This is a genomic window from Streptomyces sp. MBT65, assembly GCF_016612545.1.
GTDB lineage: Bacteria > Actinomycetota > Actinomycetes > Streptomycetales > Streptomycetaceae > Streptomyces.
In genome coordinates, this window is sequence record NZ_JAENRY010000195.1 from 1 (window position 1) to 17,876 (window position 17,876).

The 17,876-nt window shown below is 71.1% G+C and carries 16 protein-coding genes and 1 pseudogene; 12 read left to right on the top strand and 5 right to left on the bottom strand.

The window, feature by feature from the left end:
* From JHN63_RS34260 to JHN63_RS34285, 6 genes and pseudogenes are all read left to right on the top strand, one after another.
* Positions 1-1,025: pseudogene (locus JHN63_RS34260) on the top strand (DUF4190 domain-containing protein); the annotation flags it as partial.
* A gap of 147 nt (positions 1,026-1,172) precedes the next feature.
* Positions 1,173-1,925, top strand: coding sequence for a GntR family transcriptional regulator (locus JHN63_RS34265; protein ID WP_200688140.1), 753 nt, complete (start codon positions 1,173-1,175; stop codon positions 1,923-1,925).
* Positions 1,926-2,282: 357 nt separating this feature from the next.
* Positions 2,283-2,474, top strand: coding sequence for an SPOR domain-containing protein (locus JHN63_RS34270; RefSeq protein WP_200688142.1), 192 nt, complete (start codon positions 2,283-2,285; stop codon positions 2,472-2,474).
* 31 nt (positions 2,475-2,505) lie between these two features.
* Positions 2,506-2,916: a (deoxy)nucleoside triphosphate pyrophosphohydrolase gene (locus tag JHN63_RS34275; protein ID WP_200688144.1), complete on the top strand. Its 411-nt coding sequence runs from the start codon at positions 2,506-2,508 to the stop codon at positions 2,914-2,916.
* Between the two features lie 154 nt (positions 2,917-3,070).
* Entirely contained in the window at positions 3,071-3,478 is a 408-nt protein-coding gene (locus JHN63_RS34280) for an ATP-binding protein (RefSeq protein ID WP_374222972.1), read from the top strand.
* A 261-nt stretch (positions 3,479-3,739) separates the two neighbouring features.
* Positions 3,740-6,451, top strand: a complete 2,712-nt coding sequence (locus JHN63_RS34285; RefSeq protein WP_200688148.1) for a SpoIIE family protein phosphatase — start codon at positions 3,740-3,742, stop codon at positions 6,449-6,451.
* Positions 6,452-6,481: 30 nt separating this feature from the next.
* Here the strand turns inward: JHN63_RS34285 and JHN63_RS34290 are convergent, their stop codons facing one another.
* Positions 6,482-7,933 carry a hypothetical protein gene (locus JHN63_RS34290; protein WP_234478130.1) on the bottom strand — a complete coding sequence of 484 codons (1,452 nt, stop codon included), beginning with the start codon at positions 7,931-7,933 and terminating at the stop codon, positions 6,482-6,484.
* Between the two features lie 227 nt (positions 7,934-8,160).
* On the opposite strand from JHN63_RS34290, the gene JHN63_RS34295 reads away from it, so the two are divergent.
* From JHN63_RS34295 to JHN63_RS34310, 4 genes are all read left to right on the top strand, one after another.
* On the top strand, positions 8,161-9,291 hold the full coding sequence (locus tag JHN63_RS34295) for a hypothetical protein (RefSeq protein ID WP_234478131.1): 1,131 nt from the start codon (positions 8,161-8,163) through the stop codon (positions 9,289-9,291).
* A gap of 62 nt (positions 9,292-9,353) precedes the next feature.
* Positions 9,354-9,665, top strand: a complete 312-nt coding sequence (locus tag JHN63_RS34300) for a hypothetical protein (RefSeq protein ID WP_234478132.1) — start codon at positions 9,354-9,356, stop codon at positions 9,663-9,665.
* Positions 9,662-10,672: a phosphotransferase family protein gene (locus JHN63_RS34305; RefSeq protein WP_200688150.1), complete on the top strand. Its 1,011-nt coding sequence runs from the start codon at positions 9,662-9,664 to the stop codon at positions 10,670-10,672. Before JHN63_RS34300 ends, JHN63_RS34305 begins: the two co-directional genes overlap by 4 nt.
* Positions 10,669-10,848 carry a hypothetical protein gene (locus tag JHN63_RS34310; RefSeq protein WP_200688152.1) on the top strand — a complete coding sequence of 60 codons (180 nt, stop codon included), beginning with the start codon at positions 10,669-10,671 and terminating at the stop codon, positions 10,846-10,848. The genes JHN63_RS34305 and JHN63_RS34310 overlap by 4 nt, the downstream gene beginning before the upstream one ends.
* Here JHN63_RS34310 and JHN63_RS34315 read toward each other — a convergent pair.
* From JHN63_RS34315 to JHN63_RS34330, 4 genes are read right to left on the bottom strand one after another with little or no spacing between them, the layout of a single operon-like run.
* A complete protein-coding gene (locus tag JHN63_RS34315; protein ID WP_200688154.1) occupies positions 10,820-11,599 on the bottom strand; it encodes a succinate dehydrogenase/fumarate reductase iron-sulfur subunit in 780 nt (259 codons plus the stop codon). The two genes, JHN63_RS34310 and JHN63_RS34315, sit on opposite strands and share 29 nt — an antisense overlap.
* The gene (locus JHN63_RS34320) at positions 11,596-13,539 is read right to left on the bottom strand and encodes a fumarate reductase/succinate dehydrogenase flavoprotein subunit (protein WP_200688156.1); all 1,944 of its coding nucleotides are present in this window, start codon (positions 13,537-13,539) and stop codon (positions 11,596-11,598) included. The genes JHN63_RS34315 and JHN63_RS34320 overlap by 4 nt, the downstream gene beginning before the upstream one ends.
* Entirely contained in the window at positions 13,539-14,360 is an 822-nt protein-coding gene (locus tag JHN63_RS34325; RefSeq protein ID WP_200688158.1) for a hypothetical protein, read from the bottom strand. Before JHN63_RS34325 ends, JHN63_RS34320 begins: the two co-directional genes overlap by 1 nt.
* Positions 14,361-14,378: 18 nt before the next feature.
* A complete protein-coding gene (locus JHN63_RS34330) occupies positions 14,379-14,669 on the bottom strand; it encodes a hypothetical protein (protein ID WP_019058435.1) in 291 nt (96 codons plus the stop codon).
* A 293-nt stretch (positions 14,670-14,962) separates the two neighbouring features.
* On the opposite strand from JHN63_RS34330, the gene JHN63_RS34335 reads away from it, so the two are divergent.
* Both JHN63_RS34335 and JHN63_RS34340 read left to right on the top strand, forming a co-directional pair.
* Positions 14,963-17,134: an ABC transporter family substrate-binding protein gene (locus JHN63_RS34335; protein WP_200688160.1), complete on the top strand. Its 2,172-nt coding sequence runs from the start codon at positions 14,963-14,965 to the stop codon at positions 17,132-17,134.
* 115 nt (positions 17,135-17,249) lie between these two features.
* Positions 17,250-17,822, top strand: a complete 573-nt coding sequence (locus JHN63_RS34340) for a hypothetical protein (protein WP_200688162.1) — start codon at positions 17,250-17,252, stop codon at positions 17,820-17,822.
* Positions 17,823-17,876: the final 54 nt, after the last annotated feature.

Below are 17,876 nucleotides of genomic sequence, written 5' to 3' on the forward strand. Positions count from 1 at the left end.
CCGCACACCCCTCCGGGGCCCCCGAGCCCCTACGGGCCCCAGCCCTACCAGACCTGGTCGCAGGGCTACACCCCGTACAACAACCCGGCGCCCCACAACGGCATGGCCATCGCCGCCCTCGTGTCCGGCATCCTGTGCTGCCTCCCCGGCGTCGGACTGGTCCTCGGGCTGATCGCGCTCAGCCAGATCAAGAAGCGGGGCGAGCGCGGCCGGAGCATGGCGGCGGCCGGCCTGGTGCTGTCGGCGTTCGGGCTGGTGGTGTGGATGCTCGGGGCGACCGGCGCGGCGACCGGCTTCTGGGACGATGTCAAGGACGACGTGCGGACCAACTCGAGGTGTTCGCCGTCGTACGGATGAGCGGCGGCTCGTACCCCGGGGACAAGAAGGTCAGCGCCACCGCCGACGACAAGTGCTACGCGCTCCAGGACGCCTACGCCATGGACGGCTGGGCCGTGCCCGACGACGTGGACATCTACTACGTCACCCCGACCTCGGACAGCTGGGACCAGGGCGACCGCGAGATCACCTGCGTGTTCGGCAACACGGACGAGGAGGCGAGCCTGCCCGGCGGTTCGCTGCGCAACGACGCCACGACCCTCGACTCCGACCAGGTCGCGTATCTGAAGGCGGCCCACGTCCTCAACGCGGCGCTGGACTCGGCGCCCGACGCGGAGTACGTCGAGGACGACCTGCCGGGGCACAGGGCCTGGGCGGGCCGGGTCTCGGCCGCGCTGACCCAGCAGGCCGACCTGCTGGACGGCCACCAGTGGCCCGCCGCCTCGCAGAAGCCGGTCGCGGCCCTGGTCAAGGACCTGCGGGCCGCGCAGAAGGACTGGGCGAAGGCGGCCAGGGCCGCGGACGCCGACGAGTTCTACCGGTACTACGACAAGGGCGCCGACCTGATCGACCCCCGGAAGTCGGTCACCGCCCGCAAGGCTCTGGGGCTCGCCACGACCCCTCCGTCGTACGACGGGAACGGGGGCGGCGGGGACGGCGGGGGAGACGGTGGCGGCATGGAGGTGTGAGGGCTCCTATAGCGGGGAGAAAGTGCCTGGGTAAAGCCCACGCCGGGCATAAGTCATCACATCGAGTGATTCTCTGGCCTTTGCTTGCATGGCACAACCCACGGTTGCCAGGCTGTTGCTGTCTGTACAACCTGATGGGAGCGGCCAGTGACATTCGGTGAGCAGCCGGCGTATCTGCGCGTCGCGGGTGATCTCCGCAAGAAGATCGTCGACGGCCAGCTGCCCCCGCACACCCGGCTGCCCTCGCAGGCCAGGATCCGCGAGGAGTACGGGGTGTCCGACACGGTCGCCCTGGAGGCGCGCAAGGTGCTGATGGCCGAGGGGCTGGTCGAGGGCCGTTCCGGGTCGGGGACGTATGTGCGCGAGCGTCCCGTGCCGCGGCGCGTCTCCCGCTCCGGGTTCCGGCCGCCGGCCGGCGCGACCCCGTTCCGGCAGGAGCAGGCCGAGGGGGAGGCGCGTGGCACCTGGGAGTCCAGCAGCGAACAGGCCGAGGCCGCCGGTGCCATCGCCGAGCGGCTCGCCCTCCAGCCCGGTGAGCGCGTGATGTGCACGAAGTACGTGTTCCGGGACGCGGGCGAGACGATGATGCTGTCCACGTCCTGGGAGCCGCTCGCGGTGACCGGCCGGACGCCCGTGATGCTGCCCGAGGAGGGTCCGCTCGGCGGCATGGGCGTCGTCGAGCGGATGCGCGCCATCGACGTCGTCGTGGACAACGTCACCGAGGAGGTCGGCGCCCGCCCGGGCCTCGCCGAGGAACTGCTCGCGCTCGGGGGGGTCCCCGGGCATGTGGTCCTCGTCATCCAGCGCACGTACTACGCCTCGGGCCGCCCGGTGGAGACGGCCGACGTGGTCGTCCCGGCCGACCGCTACCGGATCGCGTACCACCTGCCGGTGAAGTGAGCGCGGGGCACCGGCAGGTGAAGCGGGCACGTACCGCTTGTCGGTGAACTAGCGCACCCCTTAAGGCATTTGTCGCCGGAACCCGCCAATCCGCCCTGCCCTGACCGCAGTTGGATTCCGGTCTTTCTCGCAGGCCGTTCACGGCACCTGTAGCGTGCCTCTCACCGGATGCATCGAGGTGCGCCAACGGCGCGTTCGTCATCGTGCGCCCCCTCCGTCTTGGCTGGTTGCGTACCTCTTTGTGAAAACCCGTATTCGCTGCGTGAAGGTTAGGCGTAGGCTCCGGCATATGCGGATTGCGGTTTCCTTATGGGGTGGGGCACGGCACGAACCGCGAGCGGGAAGCGGAGGGGCGCGATGAACGACAACACGATCACCCTGCCCTGGCTCGTGATACGGCAGGACGACAACGGCAATCGCTACCGCGTGGGCCGGTACGCGACCCGCGCCGAGGCCCAGAAGATCGCCGACAGCCTCGACGACCGCGGACACAAGCAGCTCTACTGGGTCGAGCGGATCGGGCAGAGCGAGGACGCCACCCGCAACTGACCGCACCCGTACACCCCGTAGGCTCCGGCGCATGACGACACGGATCGTGGTGGTCGGGGCCGCCCTGTTCGACGGCGGCCGCCTGCTCGCCGCGCGCCGCAGCGCACCCCCCGAACTGGCCGGACGCTGGGAACTCCCCGGCGGCAAGGTCGAGCCCGGCGAGCGCCCCGACTCCGCGCTGGTGCGCGAGTTGCGCGAGGAGCTCGGTGTCGACGCCGAGACCGTCGAGCGCGTCCCGGGGCAGTGGCCGCTGAAGCCGCCGTACGTCATCCAGGTCTGGACGGCCCGGCTGCTGCCCGGCTCGGCGGCGCCCGAGCCCCTCGAGGACCACGACGAGCTGCGCTGGCTCGCCCCCGCCGACATCTGGACCGTCGACTGGCTCGACCAGGACGTGCCCGCCGTACGGGAGACGCTCGCGCTTCTTGAAGCAGGGGCGCGCTGAACCCGTCGTAGGGCGAGATGGCGGCGCGCGCCGGACCCGGCGTACGCCGTTCGTGCCACAGTGCGCCCTCCAGGGCGGTACCCGTCCTGGAATATCGGGTATGTGCCCATTAACCCCATGAAATCGGACATGGGTGAGCTGGCTGGCCCGGGATGTGATCGGCTTGATCGACACCGAAGGCGACTGCGCCGAGTGGACCTTTCCCGCGGACCCCGGAGCCGTCCGCACCGCGCGCTCCGCCGTCCGCGGCCAGTTGCGCGACTGGGACCTCGACGCCCTCGCCGACATCGCGGCGCTGCTGGTCAGCGAGCTGGTGACCAACGCGCTGCGGCACGCCACCGGGCCCATCGGCGTCCGCCTGGTCCGCCCCGTCGGACCGCGCGGTGTGCTGCTGGTCGAGGTCTCCGACCCGCTGCCCGACCTGCCCCGCGAGCGCGTCGCCCGCCCCGAGGACGAGAGCGGCCGGGGTCTCCAACTGGTCGCCGGCGCCTGTGTCCGCTGGGGCACCCGGCCCGGGGAGACCGGCAAGACGGTGTGGTTCGAGCTGGCCGTACCGGGGTGAATCCAGGGGGCCGAAGCTGTACGGACCGGACACCGGTGTCCACGGAGTGGTCCAGGCCTGTGACGGTTGTCGATCGGTGTGGTTCGACTGCGTGTCCGCTGGTTAGAAGACTGGGAGTGTTGTCGCAGGCAGGTCCGAAATGCATCGGGATTGTCCTGTGATCGTGAACACCGTGTTGTGCGGCGCCGTAGTGCTGGATACTGCGGGCAGCCGCCCCCGGTGACCGGTGCCGGACGCGGTGAGCTGGAGGGGACGGTTCGCGTGAGCGAGATACCAGCGAAGGCCACGGAGTCCGAGGACCCGTCGGACCGCGCGAGGGCTGAGGCCGCGGGCTCCGTCGACGTGCCCGCCGACACCGCGCGGGTCGTCGGCGGCATGGGCGACGGACTGTCCGAGGGCGACGCGTTGTCCGTCGGCGACGCCATGTGGCAGAGCAGTCCACCCGGCTCGATCTACGACTACATCAAGGTCGCCTCCTTCTCCATAGGCCCCGACGGGCTCGTCGACCAGTGGAGCCTGCGGGCCGAGCAGCTCTTCGGCATCCCCACCGAGCGCGCGGTGGGCATGGACCCCATCGAGGCGTTCGTCGACCCCGAACTGCACGAGCGCGGGCAGCGGAAGATGGCCGAGATCCTGGACGGCCGCGAGTGGACCGGGGTGGTCCCCTTCCGGGTGCCGGAGACCGCCGAGGGCGAGCCCGCCAAGGAGGGTCTCGCCGAGGTCTATGTGATGCCGACCCGGACCGAGGAGGGCGAGCGGGCCGCCGTCTGCATCGTCGTCGACGTCCGCATCCTGCGCCGCATCGAGACCGACCTCGCCGCCTCGCAGTCGATATTCGGTCAATCTCCGTTCGGGTTCCTCCTGATCGACCCCGACCTGCGGGTCCGGCGGGCCAACCAGCAGATCGCCAACACCTTCGGCGGCACCCCCGACGACCACCGCGGCCGGGGCGTCCACGACTATCTGCAGAGCCCCGAGGCCGAGCGGGTCACCGCGACCCTGCGCCGGGTGCTGGAGACCGGCAACTCCATCACCGACATGCAGGTCACCGGTCTCGTGCCGGGCTCCGAGGAGCGCCGCCACTGGTCCATCAACCTCTATCGCGTACACAGCGGCAGCGGCCGTCCCATCGGCATCGCCTGGCTCGGCACCGATGTCACCGCCCGCCGCGCGGCCGCCCGCGAGGCCGCCTCCGCGCGGCGCAATCTCGCCCTTCTGAACGAGGCCGGCGCCCGGATCGGGAACTCCCTCGACCTGGAGACCACGGCCCGCGAACTCCTCGACGTCGTCGTCCCCGGCTTCTGCGACCTGGCGACCGTCGACCTCTACCAGGGCCTCCTGGCCGGCGACGAGACCCCGCCAGGGCGTGCCGACGGCAGCGCGGAACTGCGCCGGGTGGCCTTCGCCAGCGCGGTCTCCGACGCCCCCTTCGTCGGCGGCGGTGCCCCGGTGTCCGTGAACGCGGTCCACCACTACCCCTTCAACTCGCCCTGCGCGGACGCCCTGCGCACCGCCCGCCCGCAGTACGTCCCCGCCGAGGAGAACGGCCCGGTCCAGTCCACGCTGGCCGTCCCGATGGTCGCCCACGACACCGTCGTAGGACTCGTGCAGTTCGCCCGGACGAAGGGCAGCGAGCCGTTCGGCGACCGGGACCGGGATCTCGCGGTGGAGCTGGCGGCGCGGGCCGCCGTCTGTATCGACAACGCGCGGCTGTACCGGCGCGAGCACGAACGGGCGCTGATACTGCAGCGGTCCCTCCTCCCGCCCGGCGACCCGGAGGCCTCCGGACTCGACATCGCGTGCCGATACCTGCCCGGGAACGCGGCGACGGAGGTCGGCGGCGACTGGTTCGACGTCATCGAACTCCCCGGCCACCGCACGGCGTTGGTGGTCGGAGACGTGATGGGACGCGGGCTGCGCGCGGCGGTGGCCATGGGCGAACTCCGCACCGCCGTCCGCACCTTGGCCCTCCTGGACCTCGAACCGGCCGAAGTCCTCTCCGCGTTGGACGAGATCGCGCGCGGGCTCGGCACACCGGGCGGAGTCCAGCAGGCCACCCGGGCCGCCCGCCGCCCCCGCGAGGCCGACCTCGCCGAGGTGTATCTGGCCACCTGCATCTACGCGGTCTACGACTCGGTGACCAGGCGCTGCACCTTCGCCAACGCGGGCCATCTCCCGCCGGTCCTGGTGGAACCGGGCGAGGCGGCGCTGATGCTCGACGTCCCGCCCGGCATGCCGCTCGGCGTCGGCGGCGAACCCTTCGAGGAGGTGGAGGTCGAACTCCCCGAAGGCGCGCTGCTGGCCCTCTACACGGACGGCCTGGTCGAGTCCCGCGACCACCCTCTCGACGAGGGCCTCCAGGCCTTCGTGGGCGCGCTGACCGACCCCAACCGCCCACCGCACGACGGTCATCCGGCCACGGCCGCCGCACTCAACGCCGAGACCCACCGCGACCTGGAGGACGTCTGCGACCACGTCCTCAGCACCCTCGACACCCACCACGGCGAGGACGACATCGCGCTGCTCATGGCGCGCGTCCAGGGCCTGCCCGAGGACTCGGTCGGCGACTGGACGCTGCCGCGTGAACCCCGCAGCGTGGGCCGCGCCCGCGAGCACGCCCGCACCCGCCTCCAGTCCTGGGACCTCGAACCCCTCATCGACACAACGGAGTTGCTGGTCAGCGAACTCGTCACGAACGCGCTGCGGTACGGCGAGGGCGACATCAGGCTACGGCTGCTGCTGGACCGCACGCTGGTGTGCGAGGTGTGGGACGCGGGCCTGGTCCAGCCGCGCCGCCGCCGTGCCCGCGACACGGACGAGGGCGGCCGGGGGCTCCAGCTGGTCGGCCTCCTGTCGGCGGCCTGGGGCTCCCGCCGGACCCCTCGCGGCAAGACGGTGTGGTTCGAACTCCCGCTGCCGGACGGCGAGAACGGCATGGTGGACCCGGCGGAGGCACTGCTCAGCCTGTTCTGACGGTTCCTGACCGACGGCGACCGCGGTGTCCTACGTCGACGGAAGGCCCCTGCGTCTCCGGGTGGCCGGTCCGCCGAAGGCGAGGGGCGGGCCGCCGTCCGGGTCCTCGCCCAGGAGGATGCCGCCGAGGACCGCCCCGCCGACCCCGCCCGTGCGGTCGTCGGCGGCACCGGCGTACGGGTTCCCGTGCATACGGACGTCCTGCTCGGCCGCCTCCCGGGCCTCCAGCGCGGGTACGTCGGCGGCAGCGGGGTCGCTGGTGAGCAGCGGCCTCGCCTCGGCCAGCCGGGTCCTGGCCCCTACCCCCACGGCACCCCGATGTGTCGCCACGAACCCGTCCGCCGAGCCCACGTCACTCCGCCCGACGAGCCACGCGGCGACACCGAGCACCCCGTCCCGCCCGGCACCCGGCGGCAACACGGCCCGGACGACGCGGCGCAGGGCGTCGAGGGGGTCGTAGGGGCTGTCGCCGGTCAGTTCCTCTCGTACGGCGGCGAGGGTGGTGTCGGCGTGGAGCCGGCGGGACGGAGGCTCGGTCGTCGCCCTGGCGAGCTCGGCTTCCGCGCCAGTGAGTGCGGCGGGGACCAACTCGGCTGCGGCGGCCAGGGCGTTGGCGAGTTGGTCGACGTCGTTCAGGAAGACGTCGGCCTGGCTGATGGCTCCCTCGGCGGAGCGGAGGTGGCGTATCGCGGTGCCGGTGTCGTCCAAGTCGGCTGCCTGGCGGGCCTGGTTGAGATGGGTGGTGGCGAACACGAGCCGGTCCTTGGCCTGTTCGACGTACCCGGTGACGGAGACGGCTGCCGGGGTGTAGCGGGTGTTCAGGTCGGCGAGGGTGGCGTCCACACCCCCCGCGCGGCCGGCCAGGTCCCGGAAACGGCCCTCCGCGATACCGAGTGCACTGTCCAACTCCGTCTCCAGCGAACGGAGTTGATCGAACGCGGGCGTTTCCGCGTCCAGCCGCCGTCCGGCTTCGGCGCACCGTCCGACGATGCCGGCGAGGGCGTGCCGCCGGGCGGCGTCTTCTTCCGGCACCCCACGGTCGTAGCGCAGGCGTATCGCGAAGGCGGCGGAGAGCTCACGCTCGGCCTCGCGCAGGGCGCGGACGAACGGTTCGACGACGGTGGCCCCGCTTCCGGCGTCCGTCCCGAACCGGGCCTCGGCGAAGGCGAGTTCCTCGCGGCTCGTGCGCAGGCAGTCGTCGGCCTGGACGAGGGCGGCAGCGGCCTGGCGTTCCAGTACGGGGAGTGGGGTGACGGGCGGTTGGGGTGACACGACCCCGGGAGTGGTACGGGTACGGGCCCTACGGGTACGGCGCACATACCCGTACCCCGCGAGGACGCCGACACCGCCCACGGCGACGAGGGGCAGCACGAGGTCGGCGGCGGAGGTGCCCCCCTCGGCGTCCTGCCGCCCCTGTTCACCCGCGCCGGCGACGGGCCCACCCCGGGCGGCCGCAACCGGAACCTCCGCGTTGATCGTCATCACAGGCAACACCAACCACACGACCCCGGCCGCCCCACCCAGCACGGCATGCGCCACCCGCACGGATATGTGGGAGGTTCCGCGCCGAGGTCGGCCCCGTATCAAGGATGACGTCACATTTCGGAGCGTATGAGCAGGAATGCGGGCGCGCGACCGGGGTGAGCTCGGGGTGGGACGCGGGGGGTGTGTGAGGTCGGAGGTACGGCTATGGGGAGGGTGGCGCGGGGATGGTGCACATAGAGGACACGGGCGGCGGGACTGCGGAGATCGATTCACCCGAGGTCGCCGACGGCGTCGTACCCCCACCGGGGCCGCCCGCGGCCGACGGCGAAAGCAGTACGGGTGGGCGGGGCGGCAGAGCCAAGTGGGTTCGGCGGGGCGTGCTCGGACTCGTGCTCGCCCTGGTGGTTCCGCTTCTCGGTGCCGAGATCGCCCTGCGTGTGAACTACGCCGGTGAACCGTCCGACGGCACGTACACCAGGGACAAGGACGCGATCTGGCTCGGCCACGCGTGGGTGGACGGTCGTAAGACCGACGCGGACCTCGCGGCGCTCGCCGGGCGGCTGAAAGGCACCGGTATCCGCGACCTGTACGTCCATTCGGGCCCCCTGGAGCACGACGGCACCCTCCCGGAGTCGGACTACCCCAAGGCGGCCTGGCTGATCGAGTCGGTACACAGGGAACTGCCCGGCGTCCGCGTCCAGGCCTGGCTGGGCGACAAGCTCGCCACCGAGAGCCCCGACGGTCTGCGCCTGCAGCGCGCGGCGACCCGTACCGCGATCGTCGCCTCCACCCGCCAGATCCTCGCCGCCGGCTTCGAGGGCGCCCACTTCGACCTGGAACCCCTGCACTCCGGCGACGCGAACTACCTCGACCTCCTCGACCGGCTGCACGACGTCACCGAGGCGCACCACGCCCTACTCTCCGTCGCCGCCCACCAGATCGACCCGCTCCCCGCCTTCCACTCCTTCTGGGACACCGTCACCAACCACCCCAAGTGGTGGTCCCAGGCGTACTTCGGCCAGGTCGCCCGCCGCGTCGACCAGATCGCCGTCATGTCGTACGACACCATGCAGCCACTACAGAGTCTCTACGGCGGGTACGTCGCCCAGCAGACCTCGCTCGCCCTGGAGGTCACCCCGGACTCCACCGACCTCCTCATGGGCCTGCCCTTCTACCACGAGAACCGCTTCGGCCACCGGGGCGCCGCCGAGACCGTCCCGGCCGCCGTCCGCGGCGTACGCCTCGGCCTGTCCCGCACGGACGCGGACCGCGCGAACTTCGGTGTCGCCCTGTACGTCGACTTCGCGGCGACGGAGGCGGACTGGACGGCGTACGGGGAGGACTGGGTGCACTGAGCGCGAGGTCAAGTGCGCTGAAAATACGGCGCTGTTCACAGCCGCGGGTGCGATGATCCGTCATGTCTGATGGGGGATGGTGGGCGATGGTGTTGACATGGCTGGCCGCGGGGGCCTTGCTGCTGCTGGCGGCACTCGGAGTCTTCACGGCGGCGACCGGCTGGATGCCGTCGCCGGCGCGAGGCCGGGTCGTACGGCCCGAGTTGTGGGGACTCGGCGCGCTGACCTCGGCGCTGGGCATGGGGACGGGCCTGTCCCTGCACTGGTGGGCGGACTCGCTGACGATGGACAACCTGGGCGGCGCGACGGCGTTCGCACTGATCATCCTCGGCGGTGTGCTGCAGTGGCGCGCACAGCGCCCCGGGACTCTGTGACCGTCACCCGCAGGGAACTCACCCGCGCCGACCTGACCCCTCTGTCCCGCGCCGCCCTCGCCCGCACCCCGACGACCGTCACCCGCATCCGGGGCGGTTCGAAGAAGGGCGTCTACCGCCTCACCTTCGACGACGGTCCTGTGCCGACCGCCGTGGCCTACGTCTGGTCGCCCGAAGAGGACCTCTGGGACGCCGGTCCCGGCGACCCCCGGGACCCCTTCTCCCACGCCTCCGGCCTCACCCTCTTCACGGCGGCGGCCGACCGTCTCGCCGCGGCCGGCGTCCGCGCGCCCCGGCTCCTCCACGCCGACCCCACGCACACCCACCTCCCGGCGGACGTGGCGCTCGTCGAGGACCTCCCCGGCGGCACCCTGGAGGACCTGCTGGACGGCGACCCGGCCGCGGCACCGGAGGCGCTGGACCGGATGGCGGCTCTCCTCGCCACCCTGCACACCTGCACGGGCCCGCGCTTCGGCAAGGTCGCGGTGGTCGACAACGGCGGCTCCTCGTACGGGAGTTCATGCGAGCAGCTCGTCGTCGAACGCGCCCTGAGCGACCTCGACGAACTCCCCGCCCGCGACCCACGTGCCGCCGCCGCACACCCCCAACTGACCGCTGCGATAAGCACGTTGGCCGCCCGGGTCCAGCCCCGCCCCGGACCCGCCACCCTCATCCACGGCGAACTCGGCCCCGACCACGTCCGCGTGACCCCCGACGGCGACCTCGCCCTCATCGACATCGAAGGCCTGATGTACTTCGACCCCGAATGGGAGCACGTCTTCCTCAACCTGCGCTTCGGCCACCACTACGACGCCCTGCGCACCGATGGCCTGGACGAGGACCGCCTGCGCCTCTACCGACTGGCGACGCACCTCTCCCTCGTGGCGGGCCCCCTGCGGCTGCTCGACGTGGGGGACTTCCACGACCCGGAGTTCATGCGGGGCATCGCCGAACACAACCTCCGACAGGCCCTGTCCATCGTGGAACGGAGCGTGCAGCGGACATGAGCGGCGCCGAACTGCCCGTGGCCGCCCTGCTGATCGTCCTCGCCGGCCCACCGGCGCACGGACCCCTCATGCTGGTCTGCACGCTCGTGACGTTCGCCGGTGTCCTCGTCCAGCGGGCCGCCGTCCGCCCCGCGAAGCCGCCCAAGCCTACGAATCCTGCGAGGACCGCCTCCTGATCTTCGACCCCAGCCACACCAGCGGGTCGTACTTGCGGTCAACCGCCCTTTCCTTCAAGGGAATCAGCGCGTTGTCCGTGATGTGGATGCCCTCGGGGCAGACCTCGGAGCAGCACTTGGTGATGTTGCAGTAGCCGAGGCCGTGTTCGTCCTGGGCGGTCTTCTTGCGGTCGAGGCCGCTCTCGGAGGCCGAGTCCAGCGGGTGCATGTCCAACTCCGCGACCCGCATGAGGAATCGGGGGCCCGCGAAGGCCGTCTTGTTCTCCTCGTGGTCGCGGACGACATGGCAGGTGTCCTGGCACAGGAAGCACTCGATGCACTTGCGGAACTCCTGTGAGCGGTCCACGTCCTCCTGCATCATCCGGTACTCGCCGGCCGCCACCCCCTCCGGCGGTACGAAGGACGGAATCTCCCTGGCCTTCTGGTAGTTGAAGCCCACGTCCGTGACCAGGTCGCGGACCACGGGGAAGGCGCGCAGCGGGGTGACCGTGATCGTCTCCTCGCGGGTGAACACCGACATGCGGGTCATGCACATCAGCCGGGGCCGCCCGTTGACCTCCGCCGAGCACGAACCGCACTTGCCCGCCTTGCAGTTCCAGCGCACGGCGAGGTCGGACACCTGGGTCGCCTGGAGGCGGTGGATGATGTCGAGCACCACCTCACCGTCGTTGACCTCGACCTTGAAGTCCTCCAGGCCGCCGCCCTTGACGTCCCCCCGCCACACCTTGAAACGGGCCTCGTAGCTGCTCACTCGTACAGCTCCTCTTCGGCGAGGTACTTGACCAGCTCTTCCTTCTCGAAGAGGGCGAGCAGGTCGGCGCGGATGGGGTCGGTCGTCTCGCGGGTCAGGCCGATCTGGGCGGACACCGGGTCCGCCGCCCCCAACCCGCCCGTGGGATCGGTGAGTTGGCAGATCAGGTTGATGCGGCGCCAGTCACGGTTCATGCCCGGGTGGTCCTCGCGCGTGTGCCCGCCACGCGACTCGGTGCGCTCCAGGGCGGCCCGGGCCACGCACTCGCTGACCAGCAGCATGTTCCGCAGGTCCAGGGCGAGATGCCAGCCGGGGTTGAACTGCCGGTGGCCCTCGACCCCGGCCCGGCGGGCTCGTACGCGCAGGTCGGCCAGCTTCTCCAGCGCCCGTTCCATCTCGCCCTCGCGGCGGATGATGCCGACGAGGTCGTTCATGGTCTGCTGGAGTTCCTGGTGGAGGGTGTACGGGTTCTCCGGGGTGCGGCCGTTCTCCTTCCCCGGTTCGGGGCCCTCCGCCGAGAAGGGGCGCAGTGCCTCCGCCGCCGCCAGGTCCACCTCGGTGTCGTCGATCAGGGGACGGCTGTCCGCCAGATCGGCCGCGTGGTCCGCCGCGTGCCAGCCCGCCCTGCGGCCGAACACCAGCAGGTCGGACAGGGAGTTGCCGCCCAGCCGGTTGGAGCCGTGCATGCCGCCGGCCACCTCACCGGCCGCGAACAGCCCCGGTACCCCGCGCGCCGCCGCCGTGTCCGACTCGACCGCGATGCCGCCCATCACGTAGTGGCAGGTCGGCCCGACCTCCATCGCCTCCGCGGTGATGTCGACGTCGGCCAGCTCCTTGAACTGGTGGTACATGGACGGGAGTCGGCGCCGGATCACCTCCGCCGGCATACGTGTCGACACGTCCAGGAAGACCCCGCCGTGCGGTGAGCCGCGGCCCGCCTTCACCTCGGAGTTGATGGCGCGGGCGACCTCGTCGCGGGGGAGCAGTTCGGGGGGACGCCGGTTGTTGTCGGGGTCCTCGTACCAGCGGTCGCCCTCCGCCTCCGACTCGGCGTACTTCTCCTTGAAGACGTCGGGGATGTAGTCGAACATGAACCGCTTGTTCTCGGAGTTGCGCAGCACTCCGCCGTCCCCGCGCACCGACTCGGTGACGAGGATGCCCTTCACGGACGGCGGCCAGACCATGCCCGTCGGGTGGAACTGCACGAACTCCATGTTCAGCAGGGGCGCGCCCGCCAGCAGCGCCAGCGCGTGGCCGTCGCCCGTGTACTCCCACGAGTTCGACGTCACCTTGAAGGACTTGCCGATGCCGCCCGTCGCGATCACCACGGAGGGCGCTTCGAGGACCATGAAGCGGCCGGTCTCGCGTTCGTAGGCGAAGACCCCGGAGACCCGGCTGCCGTCCTTCAACACCCTTGTGACCGTGCACTCCTGATAGACCTTCAGGCGCGACTCGTAGTCGCCGGTCTCCTTCTTGTCCTCCTGCTGGAGCGACACGATCTTCTGCTGGAGCGTGCGGATCAGCTCGAGTCCCGTACGGTCGCCGACGTGGGCGAGGCGCGGGTACTCGTGGCCGCCGAAGTTGCGCTGCGAGATCCGGCCGTCCTGCGTACGGTCGAAGAGGGCGCCCCAGGTCTCCAACTCCCAGACCCGGTCCGGGGCTTCCTTCGCGTGCAGCTCGGACATGCGCCACTGGTTGAGGAACTTGCCGCCGCGCAGGGTGTCGCGGAAGTGGACCTGCCAGTTGTCGCCGGAGTTGACGTTGCCCATCGCCGCCGCGATGCCGCCCTCGGCCATCACCGTATGGGCCTTGCCGAACAGCGACTTGCAGATCACCGCCGTACGGGCACCGCGCTCGCGCGCCTCGATGGCGGCCCGGAGGCCCGCGCCACCGGCACCGACCACGACGACGTCCCACTCCTGTCGCTCGACCACGGACATCAGAAGAACCTCGGATCGTTGAAAGCGCCGGAGGCGACCAGGTACACGTAGAAGTCGGCGGCCGCCACGCTGATCAACGACGCCCAGGCCAGCTGCATGTGACGGTTGTTCAGCTGTCCCACGAACTTCCACGCCTTGTAGCGCACGGGATGCTTGGAGAAGTGCTTGAGCTTGCCGCCGACGATGTGCCGGCAGGAGTGGCAGGAGAGGGTGTACGCCCAGATCAGCACGATGTTGGCCACGAAGACGAGGGTGCCCAGGCCCATGTGGCCCCAGTGGTAGTGCTCGTCGCGGAAGGCCAGCACGGTGTCGTACGTCAGCGTGCCCGCCACCAGGATCGCCGCGTAGAAGAAGTACCGGTGCATGTTTTGCAGGATCAGCGGGAAGCGGGTCTCGCCGCTGTACTTCTTGTGCGGCTCGGCCACCGCGCAGGCCGGGGGCGAGGCCCAGAAGCCGCGGTAGTAGGCCTTGCGGTAGTAGTAGCAGGTCAGGCGGAAGCCGAGCGGGAAGATCAGGATGATGATGGCGGGCGAGATGCCCCACCAGCTCCCGAAGAGATCGGCGTTCGGGCCCGCGTGCATGGTTCTGCACCGATCGGCCAGACAGGGCGAGTAGAACGGCGAGACATAGGGCGCCGAGTAGTAGTTCGAGTCCGCGAAGGCCCGCCAGGTCGAGTAGACGACGAAGGCGAGCAGTCCGGCGGCGGTGCCGGCCGGGGCCAGCCACCAGCGGTCGGTCCGCAGATGCGGGGCGTCGATCGCGGCGCGCGTACCGGTGTGTACGCCGCCGCTGTTCAGATGAGGTTCCGTACCAGTGGCCAAGTCAGGACTCCGGTCGGTTCAGGGTGCGTGGCGGTCGTGGGCGCCGAGTCCCTCGTCGTCCGAGTCCGTCCACAGCGTGTTGTCGTAGGGGGTGTCGGGGATGGAGACGAGATCGGGGCGCCGGGGGCGCTCGATCCCTGGTGCGGCGTCGCGCAGCAGCGCGACGCTCTCGCGCAACCGGTCGGCGTCGGCCTTGACCCTGCGCATTTCCAGGCCGCCGCTGCCGAATTGGTTCTCCAGCCGTCCCACCGACCTGAACAGGTCGTCGAGACAGCGCTGGACTGATGTCAGCTCGTCGTGCACGGACATGACGTGACCTCGCTTCCGTGGGCCTCGGCCCTGGACGGCAACGTTCATGCGCCTGCGAGTGTTGCGCGCCACACCTACCGGTGGGAAGCGGTGTGCACGGATTGGCCGGGGTGCGTTGGTGTGTACGGGGGCAGATTCGAACATTGCGCCGCACGGGTGGGCTTGCCGGCGCCCCTCGCCGTGTCGCCGCCTGGGGCCGAACCGTTTCCTCTTCAGTGGCCGCATAGATCTGATCAGCTCCATATAGCACCAAAAACGATCAGAAGCCCCGCGGTCCACCGGAGGTAGCAGTGATGTCCCACGACGACGTCAGACTGCGCGCGGTCATGCGCTCGGTCGTCTTCCTCACCGCGGGCGCGCTCGCGGTGCCCACCCTCGCGGCGTGCAGCTCCGACGACGAGTCGGGCAAGCCGCTGGCCGGGCAGGACATCGCGCCCGTCGGCCGTGACCTGGTCGCCGACGGCGGCACCCTGCGCTGGGCCGTGGACGACGTACCCGAGACCCTCAACACCTTCCAGTCGGACGCCGACGACGCCACCACCCGCGTCGCCCAGGCCGTGCTGCCCGCCATGTTCCGGCTCGACGCGCAGGGCCGCCCGCAGCGCGACGCCGACTATCTGGAGTCCGCGAAGGTCGTCGACACCTCGCCCAAGCTGGTCGTCCTCTACAAGCTCGACCAGCAGGCCGTGTGGAGCGACGGCCGCGAGATCGGCGCCGCCGACTTCGCCGCCCAGTGGCGCGCCCTGTCCGGCAAGGACTCCGCGTACTGGACCGCGCGCAACGCCGGTTACGACCGCATCGAGAAGATCGAGCGCGGCGCCAACAACCTCGAGGTCAAGGTCACCTTCAGCAGGCCGTACGCCGACTGGAAGGCGCTGTTCTCGCCGCTGTACCCCAAGGACGTCATGGGCACCCCGGACGCCTTCAACGACGGCGCGCGCCGCAATCTGAAGGTCACCGCCGGCGCGTTCGCGGTGCAGAAGGTCGACCGCAAGGACAAGGAGATCGTCCTCGGCCGCAACCCGCACTGGTGGGGCCGGCCCGCGAAGCTCTCGCAGCTCGTGCTGGCCGCCGTACCGCTGGACAAGCGGGCCGCCGCGCTCGCCGACGGCACGGTCGACCTCGCCGCGATCGACCCCGTCGACGCGAGCCGGATCGCCCTCGCGGGCCGCGCCAAGGGCACCGGCACCCCGCTCCAGGGCGCGAGCGCGAGCCCCACGGACGAGGACGAGAGCAAGGGCGAGAGCCCCAAGGAGAAGAAGAAGCTCAGCAAGAAGCAGCGCAAGGCGCTCGCCAAGTACCTGCGCCAGCAGGACGAGTTGAGGGCCTTCACCGTCCGCCGCTCCTTCGAGCCCGCCTACACGCAGCTCGCTCTCAACGGCTCCGAAGGCCCCCTCGCCGACGAGCGCGTCCGGCGTGCCGTGGCCCGCGCGCTCGACCGGCAGGCGCTCGCCAAGGTCGTCCTCACCCCGCTGGGTCTGCCCGCCGTTCCGGTCGGCAGCCACCTCGCGCTCTCCGGCCAGGCCGCGTACGCCGACAACAGCGGCGCGCTCGGCGACCACGACACCGCGGAGGCGCAGGCCCTGCTCACCGACGCCGGCTGGGTGGCCGGCGGACCGGTGAAGGAGAAGGGGGAGAAGGCCGCCGGCGCCGAGGGCAAGAAGGGCAAGAAGACCAACGACGAGTCGGAGGGCGGCTCCGACGGGCAGTACATCGTCGGCGAGGACAACAAGGACCCGCAGGACCACACCAAGAAGCACGGGCACGGTGGCGAGGAGGGCTCCAGGCACCTCGCCGACGGCAAGCAGTACGACGGCCGCAAGGTGAAGCAGGGCGGGGCGCCCGGCGCGTACGCCCCCAAGGGCACGGCCGCCCCCGCCGGCGCGAAGTCCGGCACGCTCGCCAAGGACGGCAAGCCGCTCACCCTCCGTTTCGTGCTCCCCTCCGGGACCGGCTCGGAGTCGCTGAGCGCGGTCGCCGACGGCATCTCCCGGATGCTGGAGAAGGTCGGCATCCGCACGGAGATCACCAAGGTCTCCGACGACAGCTACTTCAAGGACCACATCGCGTCCGGCCAGTACGACCTCGCCCTCTACTCCTGGCCCGCGTCCGCCTACCCCGCCACCGACGGCCGCCCGATCTTCGCGAAGCCGGTCCCGGCCGCGGACGGTTCCCTGAACGTCGAGCAGAACTACACCCGCGTCGGCACCGACCAGGTCGACCAGCTCTTCGACCAGGCCGCCTCGACCCTCGACGAGGACGAGTCCGCCGCCCTGGTCCGCAAGGCCGACGCCCGCATCTGGGCGGCGGCCGGCTCCATCCCCCTCTACCAGCGCCCCCAGCTCACGGCCGCCCGCAAGACGATCGTCAACGCCGGCTCCTTCGGCTTCCAGACCCCGGTCTACGAGGACATGGGCTTCCTGAAGAAGGGGGCCCACCCCTCGGCGAGCCCGACCAAGGGCTAGCATCACCGCAGATGACGAGCACGGCCGCCGTCCCGCAGGTACTTGCGGGACGGCGGTTGTCGTACGGGGGTGGGTCGTGCGGGGTTGGGGCGCGGTGGCGGCCGCGGTGGCGGTCATGACGACGGCCGGCTGCGGAGCCGTAGCCGGCGATGACGGGCTGGCAGCCGCCGGGGCGGCCATGATCTGCGCGCACGGGACGTACCAGTGGTCCGGGATCCAGCAGCGGCAGAAGCTGACCGCGCTCGGGGACCCGGTCACCCTCCCCAAGGGGACCGGGCACTACGAGTCGAGCCTCGAGCCCGTCGACGACACCGTCCACCGGGTCACCGTGTCCCACGTGCCCAGAGGTGTCGGCGCGGCCCGTGTGATCGTGGCGCTGGGCGACCGGCTGAAGACGGACGAGCCCCTGGCCGATCCGACGGAGGTGATGCGGCCCGAGCGCTCGCAGTACGTCCTGGACACCGGGGATCTGGAGGGTCCGTACTACTCGTGGGGATCGATCGGCCTGGTTGAGGCCGACTTCACTTACACCTGTGGGTACAACGCGCCGGCGCGCGGCCATGTGCTGACCTGGGAGACGGTCGGCGAGGGGTTCCTGCCCTGCTCCCAGCCCTCCGACGACGACGCCGGGCGCACCGCGGGGCTGCGGCTGTGCCCGGCCGGAACGGCGGCCGGCGAGCCCTCCTGACCCGTCCCGTCCCCACCCGCAACGCCCTGCGGAGGCCCCGTCCCCGTACGCCAC